21 protein-coding genes are annotated in these 26,692 nt (G+C 68.6%); 8 read left to right on the forward strand and 13 right to left on the reverse strand.

What is annotated here, in order from left to right; all coding sequences use genetic code 11:
* Window positions 1–17: 17 nt before the first annotated feature.
* From PSR88_RS26430 to PSR88_RS26445, 4 genes are all read right to left on the reverse strand, one after another.
* Window positions 18–4,328: an alpha-(1->3)-arabinofuranosyltransferase family protein gene (locus PSR88_RS26430; protein WP_016883787.1), complete on the reverse strand. Its 4,311-nt coding sequence runs from the start codon at window positions 4,326–4,328 to the stop codon at window positions 18–20.
* 46 nt (window positions 4,329–4,374) lie between these two features.
* Entirely contained in the window at window positions 4,375–4,548 is a 174-nt protein-coding gene (locus PSR88_RS26435) for a DUF2613 domain-containing protein (protein ID WP_005258546.1), read from the reverse strand.
* 127 nt (window positions 4,549–4,675) lie between these two features.
* Window positions 4,676–5,767 (reverse strand): isochorismate synthase MenF, encoded by a 1,092-nt coding sequence (locus tag PSR88_RS26440; protein ID WP_029539567.1) that lies wholly within the window; start codon window positions 5,765–5,767, stop codon window positions 4,676–4,678.
* A 29-nt stretch (window positions 5,768–5,796) separates the two neighbouring features.
* Window positions 5,797–6,264 carry a universal stress protein gene (locus tag PSR88_RS26445; RefSeq protein WP_005243718.1) on the reverse strand — a complete coding sequence of 156 codons (468 nt, stop codon included), beginning with the start codon at window positions 6,262–6,264 and terminating at the stop codon, window positions 5,797–5,799.
* Between the two features lie 118 nt (window positions 6,265–6,382).
* Here PSR88_RS26445 and PSR88_RS26450 point away from each other — a divergent pair, with 118 nt between their 5' ends.
* Together PSR88_RS26450 and PSR88_RS26455 are read left to right on the forward strand one after the other, a co-directional pair.
* Window positions 6,383–7,558, forward strand: coding sequence for a glycoside hydrolase family 3 N-terminal domain-containing protein (locus tag PSR88_RS26450; RefSeq protein ID WP_016883785.1), 1,176 nt, complete (start codon window positions 6,383–6,385; stop codon window positions 7,556–7,558).
* A 102-nt stretch (window positions 7,559–7,660) separates the two neighbouring features.
* Complete coding sequence (locus tag PSR88_RS26455) at window positions 7,661–8,260, forward strand: TetR/AcrR family transcriptional regulator (protein WP_005243713.1); 600 nt, start codon at window positions 7,661–7,663, stop codon at window positions 8,258–8,260.
* A 48-nt stretch (window positions 8,261–8,308) separates the two neighbouring features.
* Here the strand turns inward: PSR88_RS26455 and PSR88_RS26460 are convergent, their stop codons facing one another.
* Together PSR88_RS26460 and PSR88_RS26465 are read right to left on the reverse strand one after the other, a co-directional pair.
* Complete coding sequence (locus PSR88_RS26460; protein ID WP_016883784.1) at window positions 8,309–9,172, reverse strand: MaoC/PaaZ C-terminal domain-containing protein; 864 nt, start codon at window positions 9,170–9,172, stop codon at window positions 8,309–8,311.
* A complete protein-coding gene (locus PSR88_RS26465; RefSeq protein ID WP_009478228.1) occupies window positions 9,172–10,518 on the reverse strand; it encodes a 3-oxoacyl-ACP reductase in 1,347 nt (448 codons plus the stop codon). The genes PSR88_RS26460 and PSR88_RS26465 overlap by 1 nt, the downstream gene beginning before the upstream one ends.
* Window positions 10,519–10,648: 130 nt before the next feature.
* On the opposite strand from PSR88_RS26465, the gene PSR88_RS26470 reads away from it, so the two are divergent.
* Together PSR88_RS26470 and PSR88_RS26475 are read left to right on the forward strand one after the other, a co-directional pair.
* Window positions 10,649–11,983: an acetyl-CoA C-acetyltransferase gene (locus PSR88_RS26470; protein WP_011597409.1), complete on the forward strand. Its 1,335-nt coding sequence runs from the start codon at window positions 10,649–10,651 to the stop codon at window positions 11,981–11,983.
* Between the two features lie 330 nt (window positions 11,984–12,313).
* Window positions 12,314–14,596 (forward strand): VanW family protein, encoded by a 2,283-nt coding sequence (locus PSR88_RS26475; RefSeq protein ID WP_016883783.1) that lies wholly within the window; start codon window positions 12,314–12,316, stop codon window positions 14,594–14,596.
* Between the two features lie 489 nt (window positions 14,597–15,085).
* Here PSR88_RS26475 and PSR88_RS26480 read toward each other — a convergent pair whose 3' ends face one another.
* From PSR88_RS26480 to PSR88_RS26495, 4 genes are all read right to left on the reverse strand, one after another.
* Complete coding sequence (locus PSR88_RS26480; protein ID WP_237724153.1) at window positions 15,086–15,652, reverse strand: hypothetical protein; 567 nt, start codon at window positions 15,650–15,652, stop codon at window positions 15,086–15,088.
* 229 nt (window positions 15,653–15,881) lie between these two features.
* Window positions 15,882–17,717, reverse strand: a complete 1,836-nt coding sequence (locus PSR88_RS26485) for an acyl-CoA dehydrogenase (RefSeq protein ID WP_011597412.1) — start codon at window positions 17,715–17,717, stop codon at window positions 15,882–15,884.
* Between the two features lie 82 nt (window positions 17,718–17,799).
* Complete coding sequence (locus PSR88_RS26490) at window positions 17,800–18,423, reverse strand: class I SAM-dependent methyltransferase (RefSeq protein ID WP_011597413.1); 624 nt, start codon at window positions 18,421–18,423, stop codon at window positions 17,800–17,802.
* Between the two features lie 21 nt (window positions 18,424–18,444).
* Window positions 18,445–19,560: a DUF4185 domain-containing protein gene (locus tag PSR88_RS26495; RefSeq protein ID WP_009478237.1), complete on the reverse strand. Its 1,116-nt coding sequence runs from the start codon at window positions 19,558–19,560 to the stop codon at window positions 18,445–18,447.
* A gap of 285 nt (window positions 19,561–19,845) precedes the next feature.
* Here PSR88_RS26495 and PSR88_RS26500 point away from each other — a divergent pair, with 285 nt between their 5' ends.
* Together PSR88_RS26500 and PSR88_RS26505 are read left to right on the forward strand one after the other, a co-directional pair.
* Complete coding sequence (locus tag PSR88_RS26500) at window positions 19,846–20,865, forward strand: beta-ketoacyl-ACP synthase III (protein ID WP_009478238.1); 1,020 nt, start codon at window positions 19,846–19,848, stop codon at window positions 20,863–20,865.
* 34 nt (window positions 20,866–20,899) lie between these two features.
* Complete coding sequence (locus tag PSR88_RS26505; protein ID WP_011597414.1) at window positions 20,900–21,523, forward strand: DUF3060 domain-containing protein; 624 nt, start codon at window positions 20,900–20,902, stop codon at window positions 21,521–21,523.
* Here PSR88_RS26505 and PSR88_RS26510 read toward each other — a convergent pair whose 3' ends face one another.
* From PSR88_RS26510 to PSR88_RS26520, 3 genes are all read right to left on the reverse strand, one after another.
* On the reverse strand, window positions 21,524–22,285 hold the full coding sequence (locus tag PSR88_RS26510) for an HNH endonuclease family protein (RefSeq protein WP_016883781.1): 762 nt from the start codon (window positions 22,283–22,285) through the stop codon (window positions 21,524–21,526). It abuts the gene before it with no gap.
* Between the two features lie 74 nt (window positions 22,286–22,359).
* Window positions 22,360–23,520 (reverse strand): alkaline phosphatase family protein, encoded by a 1,161-nt coding sequence (locus PSR88_RS26515; protein WP_011597415.1) that lies wholly within the window; start codon window positions 23,518–23,520, stop codon window positions 22,360–22,362.
* 84 nt (window positions 23,521–23,604) lie between these two features.
* On the reverse strand, window positions 23,605–24,978 hold the full coding sequence (locus PSR88_RS26520; protein WP_009478242.1) for a cytochrome P450: 1,374 nt from the start codon (window positions 24,976–24,978) through the stop codon (window positions 23,605–23,607).
* An 86-nt stretch (window positions 24,979–25,064) separates the two neighbouring features.
* Here PSR88_RS26520 and PSR88_RS26525 point away from each other — a divergent pair, with 86 nt between their 5' ends.
* Both PSR88_RS26525 and PSR88_RS26530 read left to right on the forward strand, forming a co-directional pair.
* The gene (locus PSR88_RS26525) at window positions 25,065–25,682 is read left to right on the forward strand and encodes a TetR/AcrR family transcriptional regulator (RefSeq protein ID WP_016883779.1); all 618 of its coding nucleotides are present in this window, start codon (window positions 25,065–25,067) and stop codon (window positions 25,680–25,682) included.
* A 49-nt stretch (window positions 25,683–25,731) separates the two neighbouring features.
* Window positions 25,732–26,661, forward strand: coding sequence for an alpha/beta fold hydrolase (locus tag PSR88_RS26530; RefSeq protein ID WP_011597417.1), 930 nt, complete (start codon window positions 25,732–25,734; stop codon window positions 26,659–26,661).
* Window positions 26,662–26,692: the final 31 nt, after the last annotated feature.

The raw sequence follows: 26,692 nt of genomic DNA on the forward strand, positions 1-26,692 counted from the left end.
GCGGTCGCGTCGGCCAGCTACGCGTTGGTGGAGGAACCCGCCCGCCGCGCCGTCAAGCGCTGGGAGGCGCGCGCCAGGAGCGCCGACCGTCCGAGTGGCAGCACGGCCAGCCCGGTGGCGACGAGCGCCAGCAGCAGCGGGAACTGAACGAGGAACGAGTGCCCCACGTATCCGCCGGGTGCCCGCCACGGGGCGGTGGAGAGCATCGCCATGCCCAGCATCGTCGACGCTCCGGCGACCCCCACCAGCACACGCGCGGTGGTGGCGGCTCCGCGTAGGCGGACGAGGGTCACGGCCAGCAGCGTCACCACTACCGTCGTCGCCGCGCCGACGGGACCACCGATCACGGTGGCGGCAGCGAGGATTCCCAGCCACCCGACCGTAGCGCTGCCCCAGGTCCGGGGTGCCGGGCCGGGATCGCGCTCGCGTGCACGGCGCGGCCACACTGCGGCGGCGATCAGCGGAATCAGCAGCAGCAGACCGCCGAAGATCCCCAGGCGGTACCAGTGGTCGGTGGGGAAGTCCAGGGTCACCGTCCCCTCGGTTCCCGCGGGCAGGATCCACCCCTGCTGCCAGCCGTCCACGACGATCGGTGTCAGTTCGCTGCCGTCCGGTGCGGTGGCCACCCAGCCGACGTTGGTGCTCTCGGGGACGACGACGATGCGTTCGGCGTCCGAGCGGGGCACCGTGAGTTCTCGGTGGTTCTCCGTCCATGCGGTGGTCGACACCTGCTCGGTCGGAACGGTCTGGGCCTGCGGTCCGGCGTCGAGGCGGAGACTGTCGACGAAGAACGCCGACCCCGGGTCGACAGTCACGTCCTGGGAGCCGGCTCCCAGCGGAACGGGGCCGGGGGTGTCACAGACGGTCGCGGGAACCGGGCCGCCGGAGAGCACTTGCCCGACGGTTGCCGTGACGCTCGTCCGCACCGGCTGCCCGCCGATCGTCACGACCGGCCCCTCCTCGCAGGGCACCGTCACCGGGCGGGCGCCGGCGTCGTCGGCCGGACCCGAACCGGGCAGCAGGACGCCGTCCTCGCCCAGCACCCCGACCTCGGCGAGGCCCGTCGGCTGCAGTTGGGCGAAACCCAGCGCGTTCTGATCGAGGGTGCTCTTCCAGGACACGAGGCTGAGCACGATCCGGTCGGTCACCCGGGGTTCGACCCTCACGGTCCCGTCGTCCTCGACGTCGCGCACCTGCGGTCCGTTCCCGAGGTCGACGGCGACCCGGTCGGGGGCGGCGGGCACGGCGCCCGCGCTGGGCGTCAGTTGCAGGCCGGTGACCAGCGTGGGTTCGGGAAGGTCGATCGTGAGGGTCGGTTTCGCGCCCTTGCCGGTGGTGGTGTCCTGCTTCGCCGACCAGCTGGTGCGCGGATCGTTGTCGGTGGCGGCGAACGCCGACCCGCGAAGGTCGGTGATGTTGCTGGTCCCGTGGGCGGACGGTGAATCCTTCTGGGTGAGAAGCTCTTCCAGTGGTGCGCCGTGCCGTGCCCGCAGCATGAGCTGCGGTGTGACCGCGGTGGGTTCGGGCACCGACAACGTTCTCTCGAACGTGCCGACCTCCTCGGGCGGCAGGACGAAGGCGTTACTGCACCGCACGCGGTCCGGGGACTCGGCGCACGAGTTGCGGCCGGGGAGTTCCTGGCTGAGATCCCAGCCCGAGACGGACGCGCCCTCGGGGGTGGGAGGCAACACGGTCCGGTACCGGATCGGCACGGTGACCGGGGCGTCACGCTGGGAGAAGTCCTCGACCGACACCTCGCTGATGCCGAACTGTGTTCCCGCGGAACCGTTCTCGGTCCGGGTCGCGGTGATCCGCACCCACGGGGTGACACCGCCGGGAACGGACACGGCGATCGGTTTGCCCGGGGCGTCCACCTTCACGGCCGTGCTGCCGTTGGGGGTCGACACCTCCATCCAGCGGACGGGGGCGCCGATCGCGGCCGGGCTGGTCGTGATGTGCAGCAGAGAACTCGTGAGTGGGGTGTCGAAGTCGATCTGGAGCCACTGGCCCAGCGCCCGCTCGATGCCGTTGCTGAACCAGCCCGTCGCCGGGTCGCCGTCGACGGTCGCGGCGGCGCTGCTGGCGGGGGAGCTGCCGCCGAGTTGCGTGGCGTCGGACGCCGCACTCGACACGCTCAGCGTCGCGCCCTCCCACTGCCCCTCCACCAGCGGGGTGTCCGCCACCGGATAGTCGGGGACGAGATTGAACGTGCGGCGGGCGTCGTCCGGGGTGCGCAGTGCCGAACTGTGATTGTCGACCTGGCCGTAGTCGGTTTCCCGGTTCCGGGGCGTGTCCGTGACGGTGACGTCGTCGACCGGCAGTCCGGCGCGCGTCGCGTCCGCGGCCAGCAGCACCGGTCCGGCTCCGGGCAGTGCGCCATTCTCCCGCAGGCGTTGCAGCGATTCGGGCCCGCCCTGCACGCGGGGGATGCCGTCGAGGTTCGCGGTGTACGGCCCGCTCGTCGTCGGCGAACCGTCCGGCATCGACACCTCGAAGATCTCGATCGCCGGATACCGGGGCCGTAGGTCGCTGTCGATCACCAGGCCTTCGACGTCGCCGGGACCGATGTCCTCGCCGAACTCCGCGACCTGCGTGAATCCGGGCGAGCCGGTGACGGCCTGGTGCGCGAGCAGTGGGCGCGTCGATCGCGACGTCTCGGGGTCGAGGTCGTTGCGGAGGACGAGGTAGTGGATGCCCTGGCCGAGCAGGGTCTGCGCCATGCCGTCCGAGGGACGGCCGTCCGTGATGAGCCGCTGGATCGAGTCCATGGCGCGGATGGTGCCGGGCGGGGTGAGCGGGACGGCGTCGCGGGACGCCCACGGCGTGGACGCCAGCGCCTGCATCGGTTCGTCGCGGGTGAGACCCCAGAGCTGGCTGCCGAACGGTGCGCCGGGCACCACGAGCGCCCGCTCCGCGTCGGAACCGTCGGGGCTCGTGCCGCCGGCGTTGTCCTCCAGCCACGAGGCGGCCTGCTGCCAGTAGTCGGGGACCTCGGAATATGTGCCCCGCGGTGCGAGCTTGCCCGTCCACGCCAGCGACGTCGCCAGGGTGAGGGCGACCAGCACCAGGCTCGTCACCGCGACCATCGGTTCGCGCTCGGGGTGCGCGAACGCGCTGCGCCACCGCGCGACCGGCACGGACCCGGGCAGCGGCACCTTCGCCAGCAGGTGCGCCAGCCCGAGCACGAGGGGCAGTCGGACGAGCGGCTCGAGTTTGTGGACGTTCCGGAGGGGCGCCCCGGTGGAGTCGAGGAACAGTCGCACCTGCTCGGCGAAGGGGGAGCCCAGTTCGCCGATGTATCCGGCCGCAAGTCCGGCGACACCGACGAACAGGATCAGGGTGAGGCGGCCGCGGGCCGGCATCGACCGCATGCACAGTCCGGCGAGCCCGGCGGCGGCGATCAGGCCGGTCGCCGCGACCGCGGCGGGCTGGGTGACGAGGACCGCGCCTGCGATGCGCTCGGGGGAGACGAACGGCGTCCAGCTGTCGGTGCCGCGGAGGATCTCGGCGAGGGACGTCCACTGCGTGGTCACCCCGGACGACTCGATGTAGTCGAGGAACGGTGGGCTCACCTTGCCGAGCAGCAGCAGCGGCACGATCCACCACAGCGTGGCCAGCGCCAGGAACGGGAACCACCACGCGGTGAACACCCACCACCGACGGTTGGGCCGGTGCGCGATCCACCACAGACCTGCGACGAGGCACGCGGCGACGGTCGCGACGGCGTTGACGGCACCCATCAACGCGACGGCGAGCGCCGACTGGGCCGCCAGCCGTGCAGGTGAGTGCCACCGTGTGTTCCGGGACGCTTTGTCACTCACCTGGGAGAGGGCGCCGACTACGGGAAGAAGGACCCACGGCGCCAGCATCATCGGGAGGGTTTCCGACGAGATCGAACCGAGGGTCGTGAGGACACGGGGGGAGAACGCGAACGCGACACCCGCGATGATCCGGGACGAGCGGCTGCCGACGCCGAGCGCCTCGGCGAGACGGACGATGCCCCAGAATCCGGCGACGAGCAGCAGGGCCCACCAGATCCGCTGGGTGATCCACGGCGGGACACTCAGGACGTCGCCGAGCGCGAAGAACGCGCCGTGCGGAAAGAAGTAGCCGTAGGCCTGGTTCTGCACCTGACCCATGGGGGCCTGGCTGCTCCACTGATGCGCGGCCCGTTCCAGGAATCCGATCGGATTCTGGGACAGGTCGTACTTGGTGTCAGCGGCGAGCCGACCGGGGGTTTGGAGAAACGCGAGAAGAAACGCTACGACAGAGGCGCCGAACAGCCACCGCCGTGACAGAGGCTCCGCCGAGGGCGCCATGGACGACATGGCCGCCGACTCGGGGGAAGTGCGGGAACTTGTTGAGCCGGCGCTCTCAGCGGCTGCCGTACTCAACCTGGTTCAGGAGCGAGGAATCCGCGTTGCCGCTGCGGTCGATCTCGGGACGCGTGTTGTCCTGTGCGGCTGCGGTGATGCCGAGCGTCGCCACGGTGCCGAGAGCGACACCGACCACGGCGCTGACCACACCGGGCACAAGGAACTTCCCCATCAGACATCTCCCACCGTCGTGCCATCGACGCACACGGCTACTCCCGCGTACGAATTGCTCGGGTCAAGGTATCACCCGCGGGCCGCCGAACTGCCGATTGGTGCTCGTGGGCCGCCGTTTCTGCAGATCACGGGCCCTGCTGCACGCCGAGCGCCCGGAGCAGCGTGCGCAGTTTGGTGGTCGTCTCGTCGAGTTCGGACTCAGGGTCGGACTCGGCGACGATGCCCCCGCCCGCCGTCGCCAGTGCCTCGAGTCCGTCCGCGGCGATCTCGGCGCAGCGGATGGCCACCACCCAGTCGCCGTCGCCGTCGCCGTCGCACCACCCGACGGCGCCGCCGTAGAACCGCCGATCCTCCTCGACGTCCCGGATGGTCGCGAGGGCGAGGTCGGTGGGGGTGCCACACACCGCGGGGGTCGGGTGCAACCGGGTGGCCAGGCTCAAAGCGCTGGTCGACGCGTCGCGCAGCACGCCTTCGATGGGGGTCGCGAGATGCCACACCTCGTGGGTGCTCGTCAGAACCGGGGAGTCCGGGACGGTCAACTCGGTGCAGAGCGGCGCCAGGACGTCTCTGATCCAGGCCGTGACGAACGCGTGCTCGGCCAGATTCTTCGTGGACTCCAGGAGTCCGCGACCTTCCTTCTCGTCGGCCTCCGGATCGGCGCGCCGCGGGGCTGTTCCGGCGAGGGGACGGCAGGTGACGCGTCGCCCGCGTCGGCTGAGCAGCACCTCGGGGCTGGCGCCGACGTGGCTGTGGCTGCGGAACCCCTCGCCGGCCGCGGAGAGGTCGACGGCGAACCCGTTGGCAGTGGGATTCTGGTGAATCATTCTCGCGGCCAACGCTTCTGCGGAGATGGGGGTGTCGGCACGGAGGGTGACGCTGCGGGCTGCGACGACCTTGCCGAGCGCGCCCTCGCGCAGTCGGTCGACGAGGGACCGCACCCGGGCCACGTGCTCGGTGGGGTCGGGAATTTCCCGCGTGAGGCGTACGGACGGGAGGTCGGGAACGGCACCGGGCCGCCACGGGCCGTCCGTGAATTCCCACGATTCCGGGGCGGTCAGCGCGGCAGGACGCTGGGGATCGAACGGCAGCGCTCCGACGATCAGTTCGGTGTCACCGTTCGAGAGGGCCGCGACAGCGGCTGCCGCGGTGTCGTACCCGTGCCGCGCACCGGACGTACGCAACGTCCGGTCGGCGCGGGAGAGAAGGAAGCCGTCCATGGTCACCCGACAGTAGTCGGGAGCCCGGACTACTTCCCGGGAGGCACGATCAGCACCGGGCGGTGACTGTGGCGCAACACGTGGTCGGCGACGCTGCTCTGCAGCAGTGACCGCAGGCCTGTGGTGCCGCGGGTGCCGGTGACGATGATGTCGACCGCGAGTTCGTCGGACGTCTCGACGATGGCCGTCCAGATCGTGCTGGTGCATTCGATGCAGCGACCCTCGGTGGCAAGTCCGGCGGCCTCGGCGAGTTGGACGCCCTCTTCGTTGGTGACCTTGGCGTCGGAGAACGCGACGTCCTCGGTCTCCTCGTCGGGCACCCACTCGGGTTGCATCACACCGGACAGGCCCGACATGCGCGCGGCCTGACGGACCATCGGCTCCCACACCGTCACCAGCACAGCGCGATTGGAGGCGAGGAATCGACCTGCGCACTCCACCGCACGCTTGGCGTTGTCGGATCCGTCGTAGGCGATCAACATCAAACCACCGGGCACTACGACCTCCTGAGTACGGGCTTCCTCTGTGTCCAGATTACCAAGACGGGCGGCAGCGGTCGTCGATTCGGGACCTGCCGCGGGGGCGCCGACGGCGAACTGGGCTACCGTCGAGCCCATGCGGATCAAGTATGCACTCGCGCTCGCTGCCTGTACCGGCCTCGTCGCCGGATGTTCGTCGGGTGGTGGCGAGACGGTCGCGGAGTCGTCGTCGACGACACCGTCGCCGTCCTCCGTCGAGCCGGCGTCGCATACCGGCACCGCAGCGCCCGCAGCCGCGCCGGCGTCGTGCGAGACGGAGTTCCTGCAGTCTTTGCCGTTGCGGCGCAAGCTCGCTCAGCTGCTGAACGTGGGAGTGACCGGCACCGCGGATGCGGCTCAGGTGGTCCGTGACGAGCAGATCGGCGGCATCTTCGTCGGAAGCTGGACCGACGAGGCCATGCTCGCGAACCGTGAGATTCCCCAGGTGGCGTCGGCGTCGTCGCTGCCGCTGATGGTGACGATCGACGAGGAGGGTGGGCGCGTGTCGCGCGTCGAGAACCTGCTCGGAGCCGATCCGTCCGCCCGGCAGACCGCAGCCACGATGACGGAGGAGCAGACGTACCAGATGGCGCTCGAGCGCGGTCGTGGACTGAAGGACCTCGGTGTCACCGTGAACTTCGCCCCCGACGTGGACGTGAGCAGTCAGCCCGACGACAGCGTGATCGGCGACCGCTCCTACTCCGACGATCCCGCCGTCGTCACCCGCTACGCGGACGCGTACGCGCGCGGAATGCGGGACGCGGGAATCCTGCCCGTCATCAAGCACTTCCCCGGCCATGGATCGGCGTCCGGCGACTCGCACACCGGGGCCGTCACCACCCCGCCTCTCGACCAGTTGCAGACGAAGGACCTCGTCCCGTTCCGGAACCTGGTGTCCACGGGAGTCGGCGTCATGCTCGGTCACCTCGAGGTGCCGGGTCTGACCGCGCCCGGGGTTCCCGCCAGCATCAGTCCCGACGCGGTGGCGCTGCTGCGCGGCGGCACCGGATACGGGGCGCCGCCGTTCACCGGACCGATCTTCACCGACGACCTCAGCGGCATGCAGGCGATCACCGATCGGTACGACATCACCGTCGCCGTCGAGACCGCGCTGGAATCCGGTGTCGATGTCGCCCTGTGGCTCACCACCGACGACGTCCCGCGGGTGCTCGATCACCTCGAAAGCGTTGTGGCCTCGGGCAAGCTGCCGCAGCAGCGTGTCGACGAGGCGGTCCTGACCGTCGCGCGGGCCAAGGGCGTCCTCGCCTGCTAGTGCGCGGTCCGCGACCGGGTGCTGGTATTCTTCTCGTCCGCCGGTCGGGCCCGCTTTATTACCGTAGAGTAAGATAGCGGGTTCGACGATGATGGAGGGCGAATGGCCGGCGGCACCAAGCGACTGCCGCGCGCAGTGCGCGAGCAGCAGATGCTCGACGCTGCTGTCGACGTCTTCTCCGACAGAGGTTTTCACGAAACGTCCATGGACGCGATCGCGGCCAAGGCGGAAATCTCGAAGCCGATGCTGTACCTCTACTACGGTTCCAAGGACGAACTGTTCGCGGCGTGCATCCAACGCGAGGGCCTGCGCTTCGTCGAGGCGCTCGCTCCGGCGGGCGATCCGGGGTTGAGCCCGCGCGAACAGCTGCGCCGGGCCCTCGAGGGGTTTCTCGGGTTCGTGGGCAAGCACCGCAAGTCGTGGATGGTGCTGTATCGCCAGGCGATGGGGCAGCAGGCGTTCGTGGGGTCGGTGCAGTCGAGCCGCGACCGGCTGATCGAGCTGACCGCGCACCTGCTCGAGTCCAGCACCAAGGATCCCGAGCCTGGACAGGATTTCGAACTGATCGCCATCGCCCTCGTCGGTGCGGGTGAGGCGGTGGCCGACCGCGTCGCCGGCGGCGAGATCGAGGTCGACGCCGCCGCCGATCTACTGGAATCCCTGGCGTGGCGTGGCCTCGCGGGCAAGAAAAAGCCGGAGTGAACGGGACGCTCGTTCGATCAGATCGAACGAGCGTTCCGTTCGTCCGCGTCAGCGCAGTGTCGCGGTGAGGTGCGGGTACCCCTTCTTCGGGTGCTTGATCGACAGATCCCAGCCGTCGCCGGTCTGATCGGCGTACACGTTCAGCGTGGACGGCAGCAGGATCGGTTTGCCGAAGCGCACGCTGTACGTGACGGCGTCCGGGATCCGGCCCTCCACCGAGCCGAGGACGGCGGCCGCACTCCACATGCCGTGCGCGATGGTCTTCGGGAATCCGAAAGCCTTGGCGCCCAACGTCGACACGTGAATCGGGTTCCGGTCACCGGACACCGCGGCGTACTTGCCGATCGTCTTCTGATCGACCCGCAGCGTTCGCAGCGGGCGCGGCGGCTCCTCCTCGGCCTTCGGTTCGGGGCCGGGCCGACCGGACAGCGACGTCTTCTGCTGACGCAGGAACGTCGACGTCTGCTTCCATACCAGTTCGCGTCCGACCCGGATCTCGCTGATCACGTCGATCAGAAGCCCCTTGCGGTGCTCACGCAGATTCTCCGCGTGCACCGACACATCCAGGGGCTCGATCACCGAAATGGGACGGAACTGTTCGATGACGTTCTCCGCGTGCACCGAACCGATGGCGGGGAAGGGGAAACCGTCGGACACCATCAGCTTCATCACGACCGGGAACACCAGCGTGAACGGGTACGTCAGCGGCAGGTGGTCGCCGAATCGCAGTCCGGTCACCCGGTCGTACGCCGCCAGGTTGTCGGGGTCGACGCCCACCCCGTTCAAGACCAGCGTCGTGTCCGGGGCACTGTGCCCGCTCGCGCCGATGACCGGCAGCGCGCTGCGCACGGCACGGGTGTAGATGTCGAGCGTGCCCGGCTTCTCCGTGAGTTGCACGACCTTGCCGGACATCACGCCCCCAGCAGGCTCTGGCCGCAGACGCGGACGATCTGTCCGGTGACGGCGTTGGACGCGGGGCTCGCGAAGTAGGCGACGGTCTCGGCGACGTCGACGGTCTCGCCGCCCTGCAGCAGGGAGCTCATACGACGTCCGGCCTCGCGGGTGGCGAAGGGGATCGCCGCGGTCATCGCCGTCTCGATGAAGCCCGGTGCGACGGCGTTGATCGTGATCTTCTTCGCCGCGAGCACCGGCGCGGAAGCCTGCACGAGTCCGATGACACCGGCCTTGGAGGTGCCGTAGTTGGTCTGACCCCGGTTGCCCGCGATGCCGGCGATGGAGGAGACGTCGATGACGCGACCGCCTTCCTTCAGTGCACCCTTGGCGACGAGGACGTCGGTGATGCGCTGCGGCGCAAGAAGGTTGACGCCGATCACCATGTTCCAGCGGCCCTCGTCCATGTTGGCGAGGGTCTTGTCGCGGGTGATGCCGGCGTTGTGGACGATGATGTCCGCGCCGCCGTGCCGTTCGAGGACGAACTCGGCGAGCTTGTCGGCAGCGTCGTCCGCGGTCACGTCCAGGGCGAGGGACGTGCCGCCGACCTTGTTGGCGGTCTCCGACAACGCCTCACCGGCGGCCGGAATGTCGGCGCAGATGACGTGCGCGCCGTCGCGGGAGAGGACCTCGGCGATGGTCGCGCCGATGCCGCGGGCCGCACCGGTGACGATGGCGACCTTCCCGTCGAGCGGCTTGTCCCAGTCGGCGGGTGCGACGGAATCCTCGGCGCCGACCCGGATGACCTGGCCGCTGACGAACGCGGACTTGGCCGACAGCAGGAACCGCAGCGTGGATTCGAGGCCCGACACTCCTGCGGATGCCTTCGGCGAGACGTAGACGAGCTGAGCCGTGGCGCCGCGCTTGACCTCCTTGCCGACGCTGCGGGTGAAACCCTCGAGCGCGCGCTGGGCGATGTGCTCGTCGACGCCGGACGTCTCCTCGGGGGTGGTGCCGATGACGACGACGCGCGCGGACGGCGCGAGGTTGCGGATGACCGGCTGGAAGAACTCGAACAGCTGCTCGAGCTCGGTGACCGAACCGATGCCGGTGGCGTCGAACACCAAAGCGCCGTACGTGTCGTCACCCGATCCCGCGGCGGGGTAGTCGGACAGCAGTTCGCGCAACGGCTCGACGAGACGGCCCTTGCCGCCGATCAGGACCGGGCCGGCGAGCGGCGGTTCGCCGTGCTTGTATCGCCGCAGGTTCTCGGGTCGCGGCAGTCCCGCTTTCGCGGCGATGAACGCGCCGGGTGCGGATGAGAGGAACTGGGAATAGAGGTCGGGAGCTCCCTTGCTGGCTGCCACGGTCCTACCTTCTGTCGTCGTTTGGCGGTCAGTCACCGAGCACCGAGTGAAGTGCGGTGTCGACAAGTAACTTACTCCTGAGTAAGAATAGTAGCCAACAGGTAATCGCACCAGATCCTTGGAGACGTCAGTGACCAGCAAAGCTCGCACCAATTCGAACTCCGCAGCGGCGCCGAAGCCAGGCGGAAAGCAGCAGCGTCCCGTCGCGATCGTCGGCGGAAACCGCATTCCGTTCGCCCGCTCGGACCGGAAGTACGCGCAGGCGTCCAACCAGGACATGTTCACCGCGACCCTCGACGGCCTCGTGAGCCGCTTCAACCTCCAGGGCGAAAAGCTGGGCCTCGTCGCGGGCGGCGCCGTGCTCAAGCACAGCCGCGACTTCAACCTGATGCGCGAATGCGTCCTGGGCAGCGCCCTCAGCCCGTACACCCCGGCCTTCGACCTGCAGCAGGCCTGCGGCACCGGACTGCAGTCGATCGTCGCCGTCGGGGACGCGATCGCGGCCGGCCGCATCGAGGCCGGTGTCGGTGGCGGTGTCGACACCACGTCGGACGCGCCGATCGGCGTCAACGACGAACTCCGCGAGTTCCTGCTGTCCCTGAACCGCGCGAAGAGCACCGGCGACCGCATCAAACTGCTCGGCAACGTCCGCCCGTCCATGCTCGGCATCGAGATCCCCCGCAACGGCGAGCCCCGCACCGGGCTGTCCATGGGCGAGCACGCCGCCATCACCGCCAAGGAATTCGGCGTCCGCCGCGAGGATCAAGACGCACTGGCCGCCGCCAGCCACCAGAACATGGCCGCCGCCTACGACCGCGGATTCTTCGACGACCTGGTGACGCCGTTCCTCGGGCTCACCCGCGACGACAACCTGCGGCCCGACTCCAGCGCCGAGAAGCTGGCCAAGCTGAAGCCGGTCTTCGGGGTGAAGGCGGGCGACGCCACGATGACGGCGGGCAACTCCACCCCACTCACCGACGGCGCGTCCGCGGTCCTGCTGTCCACCGACGAATGGGCCGCCGAGCGCAAGCTTCCGGTGCTCGCGCATCTCGTCGACTCCGAGACCGCGGCCGTCGACTACATCCACGGCAAGGACGGGCTCCTGATGGCGCCGACGTACGCCATCCCGCGCCTGCTGGCCCGCAACGGCCTCACCCTGCAGGATTTCGACTTCTACGAGATCCACGAGGCGTTCGCGTCCGTCGTGCTGGCGACGCTGCAGGCGTTCGAATCGGACGAGTACTGCAAGGAACGCCTTGGCCTCGACGGCGCACTGGGGTCCATCGACCGCAGCAAGCTGAACGTCAACGGGTCCTCGCTGGCGGCGGGCCACCCGTTCGCCGCGACCGGCGGACGCATCGTCGCGTCGCTCGCCAAGATGCTGGCGGAGAAGGGCTCGGGCCGCGGCCTGATCTCGATTTGCGCCGCCGGCGGCCAGGGTGTGACGGCAATCATAGAGGCGTGATCCGACTGGCCTTTCCGGTAGCTGGGAGACCGGAAAGGCCAGCGTGCACGCAGTGCGAGCGGGGATCCGGCAACGAGGGGTGGCCGGATCCCCGAAATCTTTTCCGACAGGTGTAACGCTGGAGATTAGCTGGCGATATCCCTGTCAGCCCCGTGTTGCTGCCTGACCCCCGACCTGGCAGCAGCGCGGGGCTCTTGCATTTCCGGCGGCCGGTACGCTGACGTGGGGGTCTCGACCGGGCCTCGCTCGGATCGGATCGCGCTTGAAATGCAACGAGCACCGACGGCAAGCTGAGGCCCGCACGAAGGACAACTCGGTGAGAGGGCCACGGTGAACGACGAAGACGGCGACAAGGGGAGCAAGGCACCCGAACGGTCGACGCCGGACCCTTCCGCGACGGCCGAGAGCGTCGAACCCGAGAACGTGGCCGACCCGCCCGCCCCGGAACCGGACGAGGTCCCGGCTCCCGGCGAGGCTGCGGCTCCCGAGAACGCTCCGGCTTCCGACGAGGCTCCGGCTCCCGACGCTCCGGCGGAACAGCCGAACGCCGACGACGCCCCGACGACGCAGCTGAACCTCGGTGACCTCGGGGAACGCTCCGAGGAGCAGGCTCCCGACGCGCCGTTGTGGGTGGAGCCCCCGGCGAACGAGGACGTCACGCAGGTGATCCCCGCCATTCCGCCGGGTCCCGTTCCCGGGCCGACGCAGGCGTACACCACACCGGCGGACGAGCCGACCGTGGTGGCTCCGGCCGCCGCGGCGCAGATCCCGCCGCAGCCGGCGCCGGAACCGTCGGCGCCCGCCGAGCCGTCCGCGGAACCGACCAAACCTGCGCGTGCTCCCTGGGTGAAGATCGCCGCGGTCACCGGTGGTGTGATCGCTCTGATCGGCATCGCCTACGCCGCGGACCTCGCGGTGTCCTCCGGAAAAGTCCCGCGCGGGGTGACCGTGGCAGGCGTCGACGTGGGCGGTTCGTCTCGCGAGGAGGCTGAGGCCATTCTGCAGGCGCAGGTCGGCCCGCGCGCCGATCAGCCGCTGACGGTGACGGCCGGCGACGTGTCGACGCAACTCGTTCCGTCGGCCGCCGGGCTCGGTGTCGACTGGGAGGCCACCCTCGACCGGGCCGATTCGCAGCCACTCAACCCGTTTACGAGGCTCACGTCGTTCTTCACCACCGACGAGATCGGTGTGGTGTCGACCCGCAACGAGGCCGCACTGGCCTCCGCCGTCGACGGTCTCCGCACCGAGACCGATCGCGCGTCCCGTGAGGGGACCGTCGTGTTCGAGGGCCCGACCCCGGTGCCGGTGGACCCGTCGACCGGGCAGAACCTGAACGGGGAGGGCGCCGAGGCGGCGTTGACCGAGGAATGGGCGTTCGGCCGGACGGTGGAACTGCCCGTCGACGTCGTGCCCGTGACAGTGACGAAGGAAGGCGTCCAGCGGGCGCTCGCCGAGGTTGCGGTGCCCGCTGCCTCCGCCGATCTGGTGGTGACCGGTCGTGACGGCAAGGTCGCGACCGCGGCGCGTCAGCAGATCGGTGCCATCGTCGGCTTCGAACCGGACGGCAACGGCGGGCTGAAGCCCACCTACAACATCGAGGCGGCGATCGGCATCCTGGCGCCGCAACTCGTCTCGACGGAGATCGCACCGAAGGACGCGACGATCACGCTCGACGGCGGATCGCCCACCGTCGTCCCCGCGGTCGTCGGCGACCTGGTGCAGTGGCCCAAGACGTTGGAAACGCTGCCCGAGTTGTTGCGCGGCAACGGTTCTCACACCACCGCCGCGGTGTACGGACCTGTCCCGCCCGCCCTCACCACGGAGGCCGCGCAGGCGCTCGGCGTGAAGGAAGTGATCGGCGAGTTCACGACCGGCGGCTTCTCTGCGGCGTCGGGTACCAACATCCGGCTCGCCGCCAGCGAGATCAACGGGGCGCTCGTCAAGCCGGGCGACACGTTCTCCCTCAACGGGTACACCGGCCCGCGCGGCACGGCCCAGGGGTATGTGGAGTCGGGCATCATCAACAACGGTCGCCCGGACACCGCGGTCGGTGGCGGTGTGAGCCAGGTGGCGACGACGCTCTACAACGCCGCGTACTTCGCCGGCATGGAGGACGTCGCGCACACCGAGCACTCGTACTACATCTCGCGCTACCCCGAGGCGCGCGAGGCCACCGTCTTCGAAGGCGCCATCGACCTGCAGTTCCGCAACACCGGCCAGACGGGTGTGATGATCCAGGCCATCGGCGGCGCCTCGGATCTGACCATCAGGTTCTGGGGAACCAAGACGGTCGACGTCGAGTCGATCACCGGCAACCGGACCAAGCCGACGGAGCCCGACACGGTCACCCTGCCCGCCGGCGATCACTGCATCGCCTCCAGCGGCGCACCGGGATTCACCGCCAGCGACACCCGGGTGATCTCCGATCACGCCACCGGCCAGGAAATCTCCCGGGACACCAGGACCGTCCGGTACGACCCCGTCCCGATCGTCAAGTGCGAGGCACCCGCCCCTGCACCCAAACCCGACGAGCGCACCCCCGCCGCCTCGCCGGCCCCGTCGGAAAGCCCGAAACCGACCACCCCGAAGCCGAATCCGAACGACGGCGAGTAGCCGCACTACTTCTCGGTTCGCGCACCGCTTTTCGAGCCCGAGAAGTACAGCGTGAACCGAGAAAGGGTGCGGCTATAGCGACCGCACCGTAAGCCGCTCGGCGGACGGGAGGGGGCGCCTGCGTCACCCAGCCTCGTGGCGACCCGGCACGGGCGAACGCGCGACGGACACGCTCTGCCACCAGCCCCGGCGACCCGAGGTCGTCCCAGGTCCACCGCACCACCTGGAATCCGAGGTCGCGCAGCACGTCCTCACGTTGCTTCTCGGCGAAGACAGCGTCGCCGGGGGATTGCCCGGGTTTCAGCAGCCGTCCGTACTTGACGCGTCCGTCGGTTTCTCCGAGCACGATGCCGTCGAAGTGGAAATCGACGCGCCCGATTCGGCGCCCGCCGGGTTCGAACACCTCGCCTTGCTGGGACGGGGCGGGCAGCCCCGCACTCGACAACATGACCCGGCTTCGAGATTCACCGACGCTTTCGCTGCGCCCGCTCACGAAGCGGAGACCCTTCGCGCCGCATCGACGCCGTGACGACGCGCAGCACGGGCGAGTTCGGCGTCCAGGTCTGCTCGGCTGATGCCGAACCTCCGGACGGCCGCGTCACCCAACACGACGGCCTGCTCGAACGGCAGAGTTCTCGCGAGGTCGATCACGGTCCGCGCCGGGAGGGTCAGCGAGTGCCCGTCCACCACTGCCACGTGCTCTCCGATGGGCGCGCAGTGCACCGTGGTCCGCCGCTTGATCCGGCCACCTCCGCGTCGGTTTCTGGTGACGTGCACGCGGTCGAGGGGCGTCTTCCACAACGGCAGCCCGTACACGACGGCCGCGGATTGGTGGCTGAGCACCGCGTCGTCCGACACGGCGTGAACTGTCGAGTCGATGAGGAAGCGATGACGTTCCTCCTCGCCGAGCGCCGAGTACATCGACGCGGAGAGATATGCGCCGCGGCCGATGCGCTGCCATTCGCCGCGCGTGTACAGGCGTCGGATCTCGTCGTCGCTGTAGCCGCGGTTCAACGCCTCCTGGCGTCGCAGCATCGCGCCCGGGTCATGTTCCATGGGAACGATTCTGGCCGGAGCCACCTGAAGAATCCGGTCCGAAGGACCCGGCTCTGGATGGACCGAGGCTTGTGGACAACTCCCGCACTCTTTCTCGGCTCCCGCACTACCTGTGGGGGCCGAAAAGGGGTGCGTCCACGAAGAAAGAGTGCCGGAGTCCACGTGGTCGGGACACGAAAAAGCCCGGCGGCCGGGGAGGTACCCCGGCCGCCGGGCCGTGTGAAGCCGATCAGAACGCTGCTTCGTCGAGCTCCATGATGTCGTTGTCGATGTTGGCGACGATGCTGCGGGTGGCGGTCAGTTCCGGCAGCACGTTCTTCGCGAAGAAGGACGCGATGGCGACCTTGCCCTCGTAGAACGACTTGTCCTTGTCGGAGGCACCCTCGTCGAGGGCCTTGATCGCGATCTCGGACTGGCGGAGGAGCTGCCAGCCGATGAGCAGGTCGCCGACGGACATCAGGAACCGGACGGAACCGAGGCCGACCTTGTACAGCTCGGACGGCTGCTCCTGCGCACCCATGAGGTACCCGGTGAGGGTGGCGGCCATGGTCTGGACGTCCTCGAGGGCGGTAGCGAGCAGGGCCCGCTCGGCCTTGAGGCGACCGTTGCCTGCCTCGCTGTCGATGAACTTCTTGACCTCGCCTGCGACGTGGGCGAGTGCCACACCGCGGTCGCGGGCGATCTTGCGGAAGAAGAAGTCCTGCGCCTGGATGGCGGTGGTGCCCTCGTACAGCGAGTCGATCTTGGCGTCGCGGATGTACTGCTCGATCGGGTAGTCCTGCAGGAAGCCGGAGCCACCGAAGGTCTGCAGGCTGTCCGTCAGGTACTGGTACGCCCGCTCGGAGCCGACACCCTTGACGATGGGGAGCAGCAGGTCGTTGACGCGGAACGCGAGGTCCTTGTCGGCACCGGACACCAGCTTGGCGGTGGCCTCGTCCTGGTGCGCCGCGGTGTACAGGTACACGGCGCGCAGGCCCTCCGCGTACGCCTTCTGCATGGCGAGGGCGCGACGGACGTCGGGGTGGTGCGTGATGGTGACGCGCGGCGCGGCCTTGTCCGTCATCTGCGTGAGGTCTGCGCCCTGGACGCGTTCCTTCGCGTAGTCGAGGGCGTTGAGGTAGCCGGTGGAGAGGGTGGCGATGGCCTTGGTGCCGACCATCATCCGGGCGTGCTCGATGACGTCGAACATCTGCGCGATGCCGTTGTGGACCTCGCCGACGAGCCAGCCCTGGGCGGGAATGCCGTGGCCGCCGAAGGTGACCTCACACGTGGCGGAGACCTTCAGGCCCATCTTGTGCTCGACGTTGGTGACGAAGACGCCGTTGCGCTCGCCCAATTCGTTGGTCTCGAAGTTGAAGTGCGTTTTCGGGACGAAGAACAGCGACAGTCCCTTGGTGCCGGGGCCTGCGCCCTCGGGGCGGGCCAGGACCAGGTGGAAGATGTTTTCGAACAGGTCGTCGGAGTCGGCGGACGTGATGAACCGCTTGACGCCCTCGATGTGCCAGGAGCCGTCGTCCTGCTTGATGGCCTTGGTGCGGCTTGCGCCGACGTCGGAACCGGCGTCGGGTTCGGTGAGGACCATGGTGGCACCCCAGCCGCGCTCGACGCAGGTGGCGGCCCACTTCTTCTGCTCTTCGGTGCCGTTGTGGAACAGCACGTCCGCGAACGCGGGTCCGGCCTGGTACATGTGCGCGGCCGGCTGGGCGCCGAGGATCAGCTCACTGATGGCCCACACGACGGACCGGGGGACGGGTACGCCGCCGATCTCCTCGGAGAGTCCCATGCGGTACCACTCGGCGTCCCACAGTGCGCGGAACGACTTCTTGAACGATTCCGGCAGGGTGACGGTGTGGTTCTCGGGGTCGAAGACCGGAGGGTTGCGGTCGGCGTCGGCGAAGGACTCGCCCAGCGGTCCCTCGGCGAGGCGGGCAACTTCGCTGAGCATGTTGCGGACGGTGTCGGCGTCGAGATCGCCCCACACGCCTTCACTCAGCGGCTGCTCGAGACCGAGTACCTCGAAGAGGTTGAACTCCAGGTCGCGGACGTTGCTCTTGTAATGGCCCATGTCTTCTGTCTCTCCCAGTGAGATGGTGCGGTCTATCCGTTAGTACCGCCCAAGTTATTACTCGTCGGTAACATCAGCGATATTACGCCCGATTTACCTGACTGCCAAGACTCGGGCGGTGCGCGACGACGAGCGCGTCGATCGCCGTTCCGGCGTCCGTCTCGCGGAAGCGCCGTTCGGCGACGTCGACGGAGAGCCGCCCGTCGAACGAGTCAACCAAATCATCTGGCGTGTACAGGATTTCGGGGTCCTGGGGACCCCCGACTCCCTGCGACAAGTTAACGGTGTCATGCCCCAAAATCATGAGGATTCCATCAGGTTTCAGCGCAGATATGGCGCGGTTCACAACCTGCAGACGCTCCTCGGCGGCGAGATGGAGGTAGATCATGAGCACGAGGTCGTACTCGCCGCCGAGGTCCGAATCGGTGACGTCGGCGACGCGGTAGTCGAGCCGTTCGCGGACCGAGCGGGGCGCCTCGGCGGCCACCCGGCGGGCCTTGTCGACGGCCACGGCCGAGTAGTCGAGCCCCGTCACCTCCCAGCCGCGGGTGGCGAGCCAGTGCGCGTTGCGGCCCTCGCCGCATGCGAGGTCGAGTGCGCGGCCGCGGGGGAGCGAGGTGACCCGCTCGACCACGACGGCGTTGGGTGGCGCGCCCCACACCAAGTCGCTCTGTGAATACCGTTCGTCCCAGGCAGCTGCATCCATGCCCCGACGCTAGTACGCGGGCTACGGCGTGAGTGTGGTCCGCATGAGGAGCACGTTGTAGTTGTTGTGCACCGTCGTGAGGAAGTAGAGGTCCCGTCCCGACGACCACGGGTGGATGTAGGCGCCGTACGCGCTGGGCAGCTCCCGGGTGTCGACGAGCACCTCCGGTGGGCCCCACGGTCCGGTGACCGACGGTGAGCGGCGCATGACCACGGAGTTGTACTGGTCTGTGGTCAGCATGAGGTATTGGCCGAGGTACTCGTTGTACGCGACGGACAGTTCGCCGACTCCGCCCGGCATGATCGGCTTGGCGACGTCGGGGTTGCCCTTGATCCACTTGGCGCCGTCGAAGTATTCGTACGCGCCGAGGTCCATGATCTGGGGTTCCGGAACCCGTGCGATGTGGACGAGCCCGCCGCGGCCGGCGGGTGTTCCGTACTGGTAGACGAAGCCGTCGGCCTTGACGAAGGCACTCATCTGGAAGTTGGCGTTGCCGCCGACGTTCGGGCGCTGCGTCTCGGGGGCGACGGTCCAGTTCTCGCCGTTGTCCTGTGAGTAGACGAGACCGGAGTAGTTGGTGTCCCACGTTCCCGCCGGTCCCCAGTTCTTCACCGACATCATGCTCAGAACCTGGGTGTTGCCGACGGCGACGCCGGCGGTGGGGATGCGGCTGATCTCGACGAACGGAATCTTCGGGCTCGGGACGAGCTCCTTGGACTGGCCGAAGATGTCACGCGGGGAGCTGTCGAAGTTCATCCCGTCGGCGAGGATGCCGTCCGAGCTGCGGAACAGTGTGCTGCTGCGCCAGGCCCACAGGCTGCCCGACAGCAGGTTGGGCAGTCCGAGGCCGGCGGAGTCGCCGAAGGCCGTGAGGACCTGGCCCTGGCCGTTGTCCCACATGATGCCGAGGTCGGTGCCGAGGACGTTGGCGTCCTGGGTGCGGTTCGGGCTGAGCATGCCGGTCTGCTGTGCGACCGCCTGGGTGCGTCCGGTGAGGTGCGGAATCCCGTTGGTGCCGTTGAGTCCGGGGATCGGATTTATGGCGTTGGGATTCGCGGCGGCCGGGCCGGCGAATGCGATCAACGTCACGGCCGCGCCGATGAGCGACGCTGCTGCAAGAGCTCTGGTTCGCTTCACGAAGGACACTCCATCTCTAGCAGCAGGCGGCACTGCGTGGCCCGAAGAGACCACTCCCCCTACCGGTGATCAACTGCTGGAAATCGCCAGAAGTCTAACAAGTCTGTCCTTACGAAAGTGTCGGTTTGACCGCCGTGTTCGTTTCATCGGCGCCTCCACCGAACCGATGTTACCGACAAGTAACAGGAACCGGTGCTACCCGCTGGGCGGTCGCCGACGTAACGTGTGCTGGCGACAAGTCCACACTGCGCGTAACCACGCGGGACCTGATGAGGAGATCGATCGATGGGAAAGCAGATTGCCACCGTGGCTGGAGGTCGGCAGTCCGCCCTTCTCGGGCTCGGCGTGTACCGGCCCGAACGGGTCGTCACCAACGACGAGATCTGTGAACTGATCGACTCGAACGACGAGTGGATCCAGTCGCGCTCGGGAATCCGCAACCGGCGGTTCGCGGCGGAGGACGAGAACGTCGTCACGATGTCCATCGAAGCCGGGCGTAAGGCGATCGAAGCGAGCGGGATCGATCCCGAGCAGATCGGCTGCGTCATTGTCGCCACGTCGACGTACCTCCTGCTGACCCCGCCCGCCGCGGCGGTGGTGGCCGACGCCCTGGGCACCAACGGGCCCGGAGCATTCGATCTCGGCGGTGGCTGCGCGGGCTTCTGCACCGCGCTGACCGTGGCGTCGGATCTGGTTCGCGGAGGATCCGTCGACTACGCCCTCGTCGTGGGTGTCGAGAAGATGAGCATCACCACCGATCCCACCGACCGCGCGACGCGGTTCATCTTCGGTGACGGCGCCGGCGCCGTGGTCGTGGGCAAGAGCGACGTCGCGGGCATCGGTCCGGTGGAGTGGGGTTCGGACGGCGCCCAAGCCGACGCCATCGTGCAGGACCTGGATTGGTACGAATACATCACGACGCCGGGTGCCACGCGCCCGTATATCAAGATGGCCGGTACCGCGGTGTTCCGCTGGGCCGCCTTCGAGATGGGCAAGGTGGCCCTGCGGGCGATCGAGAAGGCCGGCATGTCGGTCGACGATCTCGACGCGTTCGTCCCGCACCAGGCCAACTCGCGGATCACCGAGGTGATCGCCCGCAGCATGAAGCTCCCCGAGAACGTGCCCGTGTCCGACGACATCGCCGAGAGCGGCAACACGTCGGCCGCGTCGGTGCCGCTCGCCATGGAGGAGATGCTGCAATCGGGCGCCACCAAGCCCGGCGACACCGCCCTGCTGCTCGCCTTCGGCGCCGGGCTGTCCTACGCGGCCCAGGTCGTGACGATGCCGGTACTCGCGAAGGACTGACCCGGCCCCGTAGGGGACAGGAAAGCAGGGGTCGATGAGCGTCACCCGGCAGTCGGTCGCCGTCGCGGTGCTGATATCCGGCGCCGTGGCCCTCGCGGGCTGCGGCGGCGGGAGCACCGGCGGCGGCAGCACCTCGACGGTGTCCGGCTCTGCGGTGGAACTGAACTCGGGCGGTGACTGCGCGGGCCGCGACGTGATCGTCGACAGGGACGGTGCCGTGGTCGTCCTCGACGGCGAGTGCGGCACCGTCACCATCGAGGCCAACGGCGTCTCCGCGAACGTCGCGACGTCGAACGCGGTCGTCGTGAACGGTCAGGACACCAACGTCGTCGGCGGGCAGACCGGAACGCTCACGATCTCGGGGCGCAGCAACAGTGCCACCATCGACGTCCTCGAGTCGATCGACGTGCAGGGCAACGCCGTCACCGTGCTCGGCAAGCAGGCGGGGCGGATCTCGGTCAGCGGCAGCGGGAACTCCGTGACCGTGGACGACTCCGGTTCGATGACGGTGAGTGGCAACGACAATTTCGTGCGCGCCGTGTCGCTCGACTCCCTCGAACTCACCGGGTCCAACAACTCCGTCGACTGGGATTCCGGTGCGCCGGCCCCGTCGGTCGACACGGGCTCCGAGAACCGGCTCACCCCGCCCGGCGCGTGATCACCGGGCTCCACAACCGGTGAGCACCGCGGCCATCGCATCGCGCTCGGGCGGGGTCACCCAGAGCCGGTACGCCACTTTCACTTCCACCTGACGCGCCACGTAGGTGCAGCGGTACGCCGCCAGCGGGGGCAGCCATGTCGACGCGTCGGCATCGCTCTTGCGCTGATTGGTGGGTCCGTCCACCGCCTGCAGATTGCGGGGATCGTTCGCGAGGTCCGCCCGCGTCTGCGCGTCGAGGAGCTGAGCGCCCTTCTGCCACGCGTCCGACAGCGCCACCACGTGATCGATCTGCACGGCATCCGACGTCTTCGTGCCCCTGGTGAACGCAATGATGGTGCCCGTGTAGAGATCCCGCAACGTGCCCGACTGCACCACGCAGTTGCGGGTGCGGTCCCGTGAGGTGATGTCGACGAGGTCGCGTCGCAGGATGTCGTTGCGGGTGTCGCAGCCGTTGCGTCCGAGTTCGACCGACACGTTGTCGGTCCAGCTGGCGCCGAACAGTTCCCGGTCGTATCCCGTTTTGGGTGCCCGGCCCTTCACCTCGAGGGTGGACAGCTGAGTGAACGCCGTCTGTATCTGTTGTGTGTCAGTGACTTCCGAGGGTGCAACCGGTCCGGTTCCGGCGGCAAGGGTGTCGTCGGGGTCGGGGGTGAGCATCGTGACGAGCACGACGACGAACAGCCCGGCGAGGATCCAGGGCCACTTCGTGCGGATGGTCGTGATGATGGAGTCGGTGTTCGGTACCGCAGAGCGGGGCATGAATCTCTCCTGAAATCAACGCTGTTCGTCATTTCTATCAGGAGTGGCCGCGCGGACCGGTGATCGACGCGGGTTTACGTGGTGGCGCCCTGCAGCAGAGGAATCAGCAACTCGTCGTCGCTGAGTGCGCCGTGCTGCCCGGGGAGGGCGGACAGCCTCGACTCCGCCTTGCGCCGGACCACCGCGACGCCGCCCTGGGCGATGGCGACGACGTCCCCGATGCGGCCCTGCACCTCGGACCGCACAGCCGGTCCGAACAGTCCCGCGGTGACGGCCTGGTCCCTCGTGCCGATCCACATGCGGTGTCCCAGTTCGCTCCTCCACCGGTCGGCGACGTCGTGCCCGGCTCCGGCGCGGGTGTGGACGTGCCTGCACCGCGGTTCGCCGGCGAGCGCCACCACGTCGTCCGACAGGGCGGGAGTGGCGTCGAAGTCGATCTTGTCGGCGTCGTCGACGGTGACCATGCCGTGGTCGGCGGTGACGTACAGGTGGGTGTCGGGTTGTGCCGCCGCGAGTCCCGCGGCGAGCTTCTCGACGAGCCGGTCGACGAGGGTGACCTGGTGCAGCCAGGATTCGGATCCCGGTCCGTAAATGTGCCCGAGCGTGTCGATTTCGCTGAGGTAGCAGTAGGTGAGGGTGCGGTCGCCTGCCCGGGCCGCGGTGACGACGTGCGCGATCAGGTCACCGTACGCGTGTATTCCTGCGAACGTGCCGCCGCGGAGGACGGCGCGGGTGAGCCCGGACCCGTCAAATTTCGCGGGAACCACCGTCGTGCACCTGATACCTGCTGCCGCGGCGCGTTCGAACACGGTCGGTGCGGGCTGGACGACCTCCGGCACCAGCCGGGTCAGTTCGTCGCCCTTGTGACCCGCGCGCCACGACAACCAGTTGAGCGTGCCGCGAACCTCACGAACGTATGACTGGTAGCCGGTGATGCCGTGACTGCCGGCCGGCAACCCCGTGCCGAACGACGCGATGCTGGTGGCGGTCGTGGTGGGGAAGCCGGCCCGGATCGGCCGTCCCGTCAGGCTGTCGAGAAACGGGGCGTGTTCGCGGTGACGACGCAGCAGCGTCCAGCCGAGGCCGTCGATCAGGAACACCACGGTGTGCCTGCTGTCCGGCAGGTGCAGCCGATTGGGTTCGCCGGCAACGCCCAGTGCGGCGAGAACGGACGGCATCAGCGCAGACAGCGTGGGCTGCGAATACACGTCGAGCGGGGGCGCCGTAACGGTCATGACTTCCACTATGGTGTATCGGCTCGGCCTGCACTACGGGTTGTCGGCTCCGGCCTGCACTACGGGGTGTCGGCTCCGGCTGCACTACGGGGTGTCAGCTCCGCCGACGCGGTGGTACAGGTCCACGGGCTGGCCGTCGGACGGAAACGGCAGAGACGTGTAATTGAGCGGAGCGACGTAGCCGGGGCTCACATGCCAGTGGAATCGCCGCAGCAGGTGGTGCATGACCGTCTTGATCTCGGCGCCCGCGAAGTGCATCCCCAGGCATTTGTGCACGCCGCCGCCGAACGGCTCCCACGCGAACCGGTGAACCTTGTCCTCGCGGCGTTCGGGTGCGAACCGTTCGGGGTCGAACCTCTCCGGATCGGGCCAGTACTCGGGCATGTGATGGGTGAAGTGCACGACCACCGACATGTACGTGCCCCGGGGGATGTAGTGGCCGAGCACCTCCGTGTCCTCGACCGCGCGGCGGGCGACCACCGGGACCGGCGGCACGAGGCGCAGGCATTCCTTCATCACGAGGTCGAGGTCGGTCAGTTCGTCGAGTTGATCGTAGGTCGGGGTGGACGTGCCCAGTGCCGCCGACTGCCGTCTGCACCGCTCCTGCCAGTCGGGGTGCTGACCGAGGTACTGCATCATCGTCGACAGCGTGATGGTGGACGTGTCGTGCGCCGCCATCAGCAGGAAGATCATGTGGTTGACGACGTCGTCGTCGCTGAACCGTTGCCCCTCTTCGGATTCGATGTGGCACAGCGCGGAGAAAAGGTCTTCGCCGGCGCCCGCGCGACGCGCGGGCAGGTAGCGGCGGAAGAACTCCTCGAGTCGTGCGCGCCCGTCGATGCCACGCTTCCATCGCGTTCCGGGCAGGGGATACCGGATCACCGACGTGGCGGCCTGCACACAGTCGATGAAGGCCCTGTTGATCTCGGCCATCTCCCGGGGCGTCGACCCCTCGGCGCCGCCCATGAAGATGCTCGTGGCGAGATCGAGTGTCAGCTCCTTCAGCGCCGGGTACGCGGCGAAGCCCGCGGTGGGCTGCCAGGCGTCGAGGCCCTTCTCGACAGCCGGATGGAGTGCCTCGGTGTAGCGCGACAGCCGGTCGCGGGTGAAGGCCTGCTGCATGATTCGCCGGTGGGCGAGGTGTTCGTCGCCGTCGAGGAGCATCAGCCCGCGGTGGAAGAACGGCCCGATCAGCACGCTCCACCCGTCGCTGTTGACGAAGGCCCGGTCCTTGTTCTGCAGCACCGTCTGGCAGCCGTCCGGTCCGAGCACGGTGACCCACCGTTTGCCTGCCATGCTCAGCCACGACACGGGGCCGTAGCGATCCCAGCGACTCTGTAGCAGTCCCATCGGGTCGCGGAAGTAGTCCAGTGAGTGTCCGATGACGGGGAATCCGGCATTGCCCGAGATGGGTTGCAGGGTGCTTTGCGGTGGGGGAGCAGCGAGAACTTTGGGCATCGGCCCTCCTGGTGGCATATGTGACAGGACACGCTGTCAGATGCCTGTAGTGTGCGTCACACCGGCGGGTCTGTCAACATCGAGTCATGAGTTCACCGGCGCGCCAGTACCGCGGTCGAAGTTCGGAGCAACGCGCCGCGGAGCGCCGCGCGCGACTGCTCGAGGCGGGACTGCAGGTGTTCGGCACCGTCGGCGGCGAGAAGGCGACCATGACCGCGATCTGCGCCGAGGCGAAGCTGACGGAACGCTATTTCTACGAGAGCTTCCGCGACCGGGACGACCTGCTGGTGCAGGTGATCGAGGGCATTGCCGCGGAGATCGCGGAGGCGGCGAGGGGCACCCTCCAGACCGTGACCGGCGACCCCGAGGTGCGGGCGCGGGCGGCGATCGCGACGTTCGTCGACATCCTGACGGCGGACCCGCGAAAAGGTCGGGTGTCGATCATCGAATCGGCGGCTGCCGAACCGCTACGGACGCGACGGCGTGAGTTGTTACGGGCGTTCGCCCTGCTGGTCGCGGAGGAATCGAAGGAACTCTACGGCGACAGGGCGTGGTCGTCGCCGCAGGACGAGATCACCGCGCTGCTGTTCGTGGGTGGGCTCGCGGAGCTCATGACGGCGTGGCTGAACGGCGAGATCGAGGTGTCTCCCGAGCAGATCGTCGATGCCGCGACCTACCAGTTCACGTCCACCGCACACCGCTGAGCGGGTCCCGGGCGGAAACGTGACGGGTGTCACGTGCGAAGCTGTGGGCATGGTGGATATCGCACGCCCGCAGTTGGAGGGCACGGTCGCGGTAGGCGAGGGGCGTCGGCTCGGCTTCGCGGAGTTCGGTTCGGCACAGGGCAGGGCGGTGTTCTGGCTGCACGGCACACCCGGTGCGCGGCGTCAGGTACCGATGGAGGCCCGGGCGTTCGCCGAACGCGAGCACGTCCGGCTGATCGGGATCGACCGGCCGGGGGTCGGGTCGTCGACGCCGCACCGCTACGGCGCCGTGATCGACTTCGCCGAAGACCTGCGCACGGTCGCCGACACACTGGGCGTCGACCAGATGGCCGTGGTCGGCCTGTCCGGTGGCGGCCCCTACACGCTGGCCGCGGCGTACGCGATGCCCGACCGCGTGGTCGCGACCGGCATCCTGGGGGGTGTCGCGCCGACGAAGGGTCCCGACGCGATCCGCAGTGGGCTGATGGATCTCGCCGTCCTGGCGGCTCCGGTGCTGTCCGCGGGCGGTGTCCCCGTCGGGTTGGCGGCGAGTTCCGTGATCAGGCTGGCGAGGCCGTTCGCGTCGCCGATCATCGACCTGTACGGGCGGCTGTCGCCGGAGGGTGACCGCCGTCTGCTCGCGCGGCCGGAGTTCAAGGCGATGTTCCTCGACGATCTGCTCAACGGCGGCCGTAAGCAGCTCAGTGCACCGTTCGCCGACCTCGTGCTGTTTGCGCGGGACTGGGGATTCCGGGTGAATGCGGTGAAGACCCCGGTGCGGTGGTGGCACGGCGACTGCGACCACATCATTCCGCTCCGGCACGGGCAGCACATGGTGTCGCTTCTTCCCGACGCCGAGTTCCACACGATGCACGGGGAAAGCCATCTCGGGGGCCTGGGCATGTCGGAGGAGATTCTCCGCTCACTCCTCGACATCTGGGACGCCAAGGAGGCGCAGGCGCCGTTCGGCCCGGTGTGACGGTGGCGCGTTCTGCGCGCCACCGTCACCG

The organism is Rhodococcus sp. DK176, from assembly GCF_038447315.2.
In the GTDB taxonomy this organism is placed as follows: Bacteria; Actinomycetota; Actinomycetes; order Mycobacteriales; family Mycobacteriaceae; genus Rhodococcus_F; species Rhodococcus_F jostii_A.

What these genes read in the sequence shown, in the direction of transcription:
- PSR88_RS26515 (WP_011597415.1), bottom strand. Translation starts at nt 23,520, where the DNA reads ATGACCGTTACGGCGCCCCCGCTCGACGTGTATTCGCAGCCCACGCTG.
- PSR88_RS26510 (WP_016883781.1), bottom strand. Translation starts at nt 22,285, where the DNA reads ATGCCCCGCTCTGCGGTACCGAACACCGACTCCATCATCACGACCATC.
- PSR88_RS26505 (WP_011597414.1), top strand. Translation starts at nt 20,900, where the DNA reads ATGAGCGTCACCCGGCAGTCGGTCGCCGTCGCGGTGCTGATATCCGGC.
- PSR88_RS26490 (WP_011597413.1), bottom strand. Translation starts at nt 18,423, where the DNA reads ATGGATGCAGCTGCCTGGGACGAACGGTATTCACAGAGCGACTTGGTG.
- PSR88_RS26485 (WP_011597412.1), bottom strand. Translation starts at nt 17,717, where the DNA reads ATGGGCCATTACAAGAGCAACGTCCGCGACCTGGAGTTCAACCTCTTC.
- PSR88_RS26480 (WP_237724153.1), bottom strand. Translation starts at nt 15,652, where the DNA reads ATGGAACATGACCCGGGCGCGATGCTGCGACGCCAGGAGGCGTTGAAC.
- PSR88_RS26520 (WP_009478242.1), bottom strand. Translation starts at nt 24,978, where the DNA reads ATGCCCAAAGTTCTCGCTGCTCCCCCACCGCAAAGCACCCTGCAACCC.
- PSR88_RS26440 (WP_029539567.1), bottom strand. Translation starts at nt 5,767, where the DNA reads ATGGACGGCTTCCTTCTCTCCCGCGCCGACCGGACGTTGCGTACGTCC.
- PSR88_RS26455 (WP_005243713.1), top strand. Translation starts at nt 7,661, where the DNA reads ATGGCCGGCGGCACCAAGCGACTGCCGCGCGCAGTGCGCGAGCAGCAG.
- PSR88_RS26460 (WP_016883784.1), bottom strand. Translation starts at nt 9,172, where the DNA reads ATGTCCGGCAAGGTCGTGCAACTCACGGAGAAGCCGGGCACGCTCGAC.
- PSR88_RS26450 (WP_016883785.1), top strand. Translation starts at nt 6,383, where the DNA reads ATGCGGATCAAGTATGCACTCGCGCTCGCTGCCTGTACCGGCCTCGTC.
- PSR88_RS26500 (WP_009478238.1), top strand. Translation starts at nt 19,846, where the DNA reads ATGGGAAAGCAGATTGCCACCGTGGCTGGAGGTCGGCAGTCCGCCCTT.
- PSR88_RS26525 (WP_016883779.1), top strand. Translation starts at nt 25,065, where the DNA reads ATGAGTTCACCGGCGCGCCAGTACCGCGGTCGAAGTTCGGAGCAACGC.
- PSR88_RS26435 (WP_005258546.1), bottom strand. Translation starts at nt 4,548, where the DNA reads ATGGGGAAGTTCCTTGTGCCCGGTGTGGTCAGCGCCGTGGTCGGTGTC.
- PSR88_RS26530 (WP_011597417.1), top strand. Translation starts at nt 25,732, where the DNA reads ATGGTGGATATCGCACGCCCGCAGTTGGAGGGCACGGTCGCGGTAGGC.
- PSR88_RS26430 (WP_016883787.1), bottom strand. Translation starts at nt 4,328, where the DNA reads ATGTCGTCCATGGCGCCCTCGGCGGAGCCTCTGTCACGGCGGTGGCTG.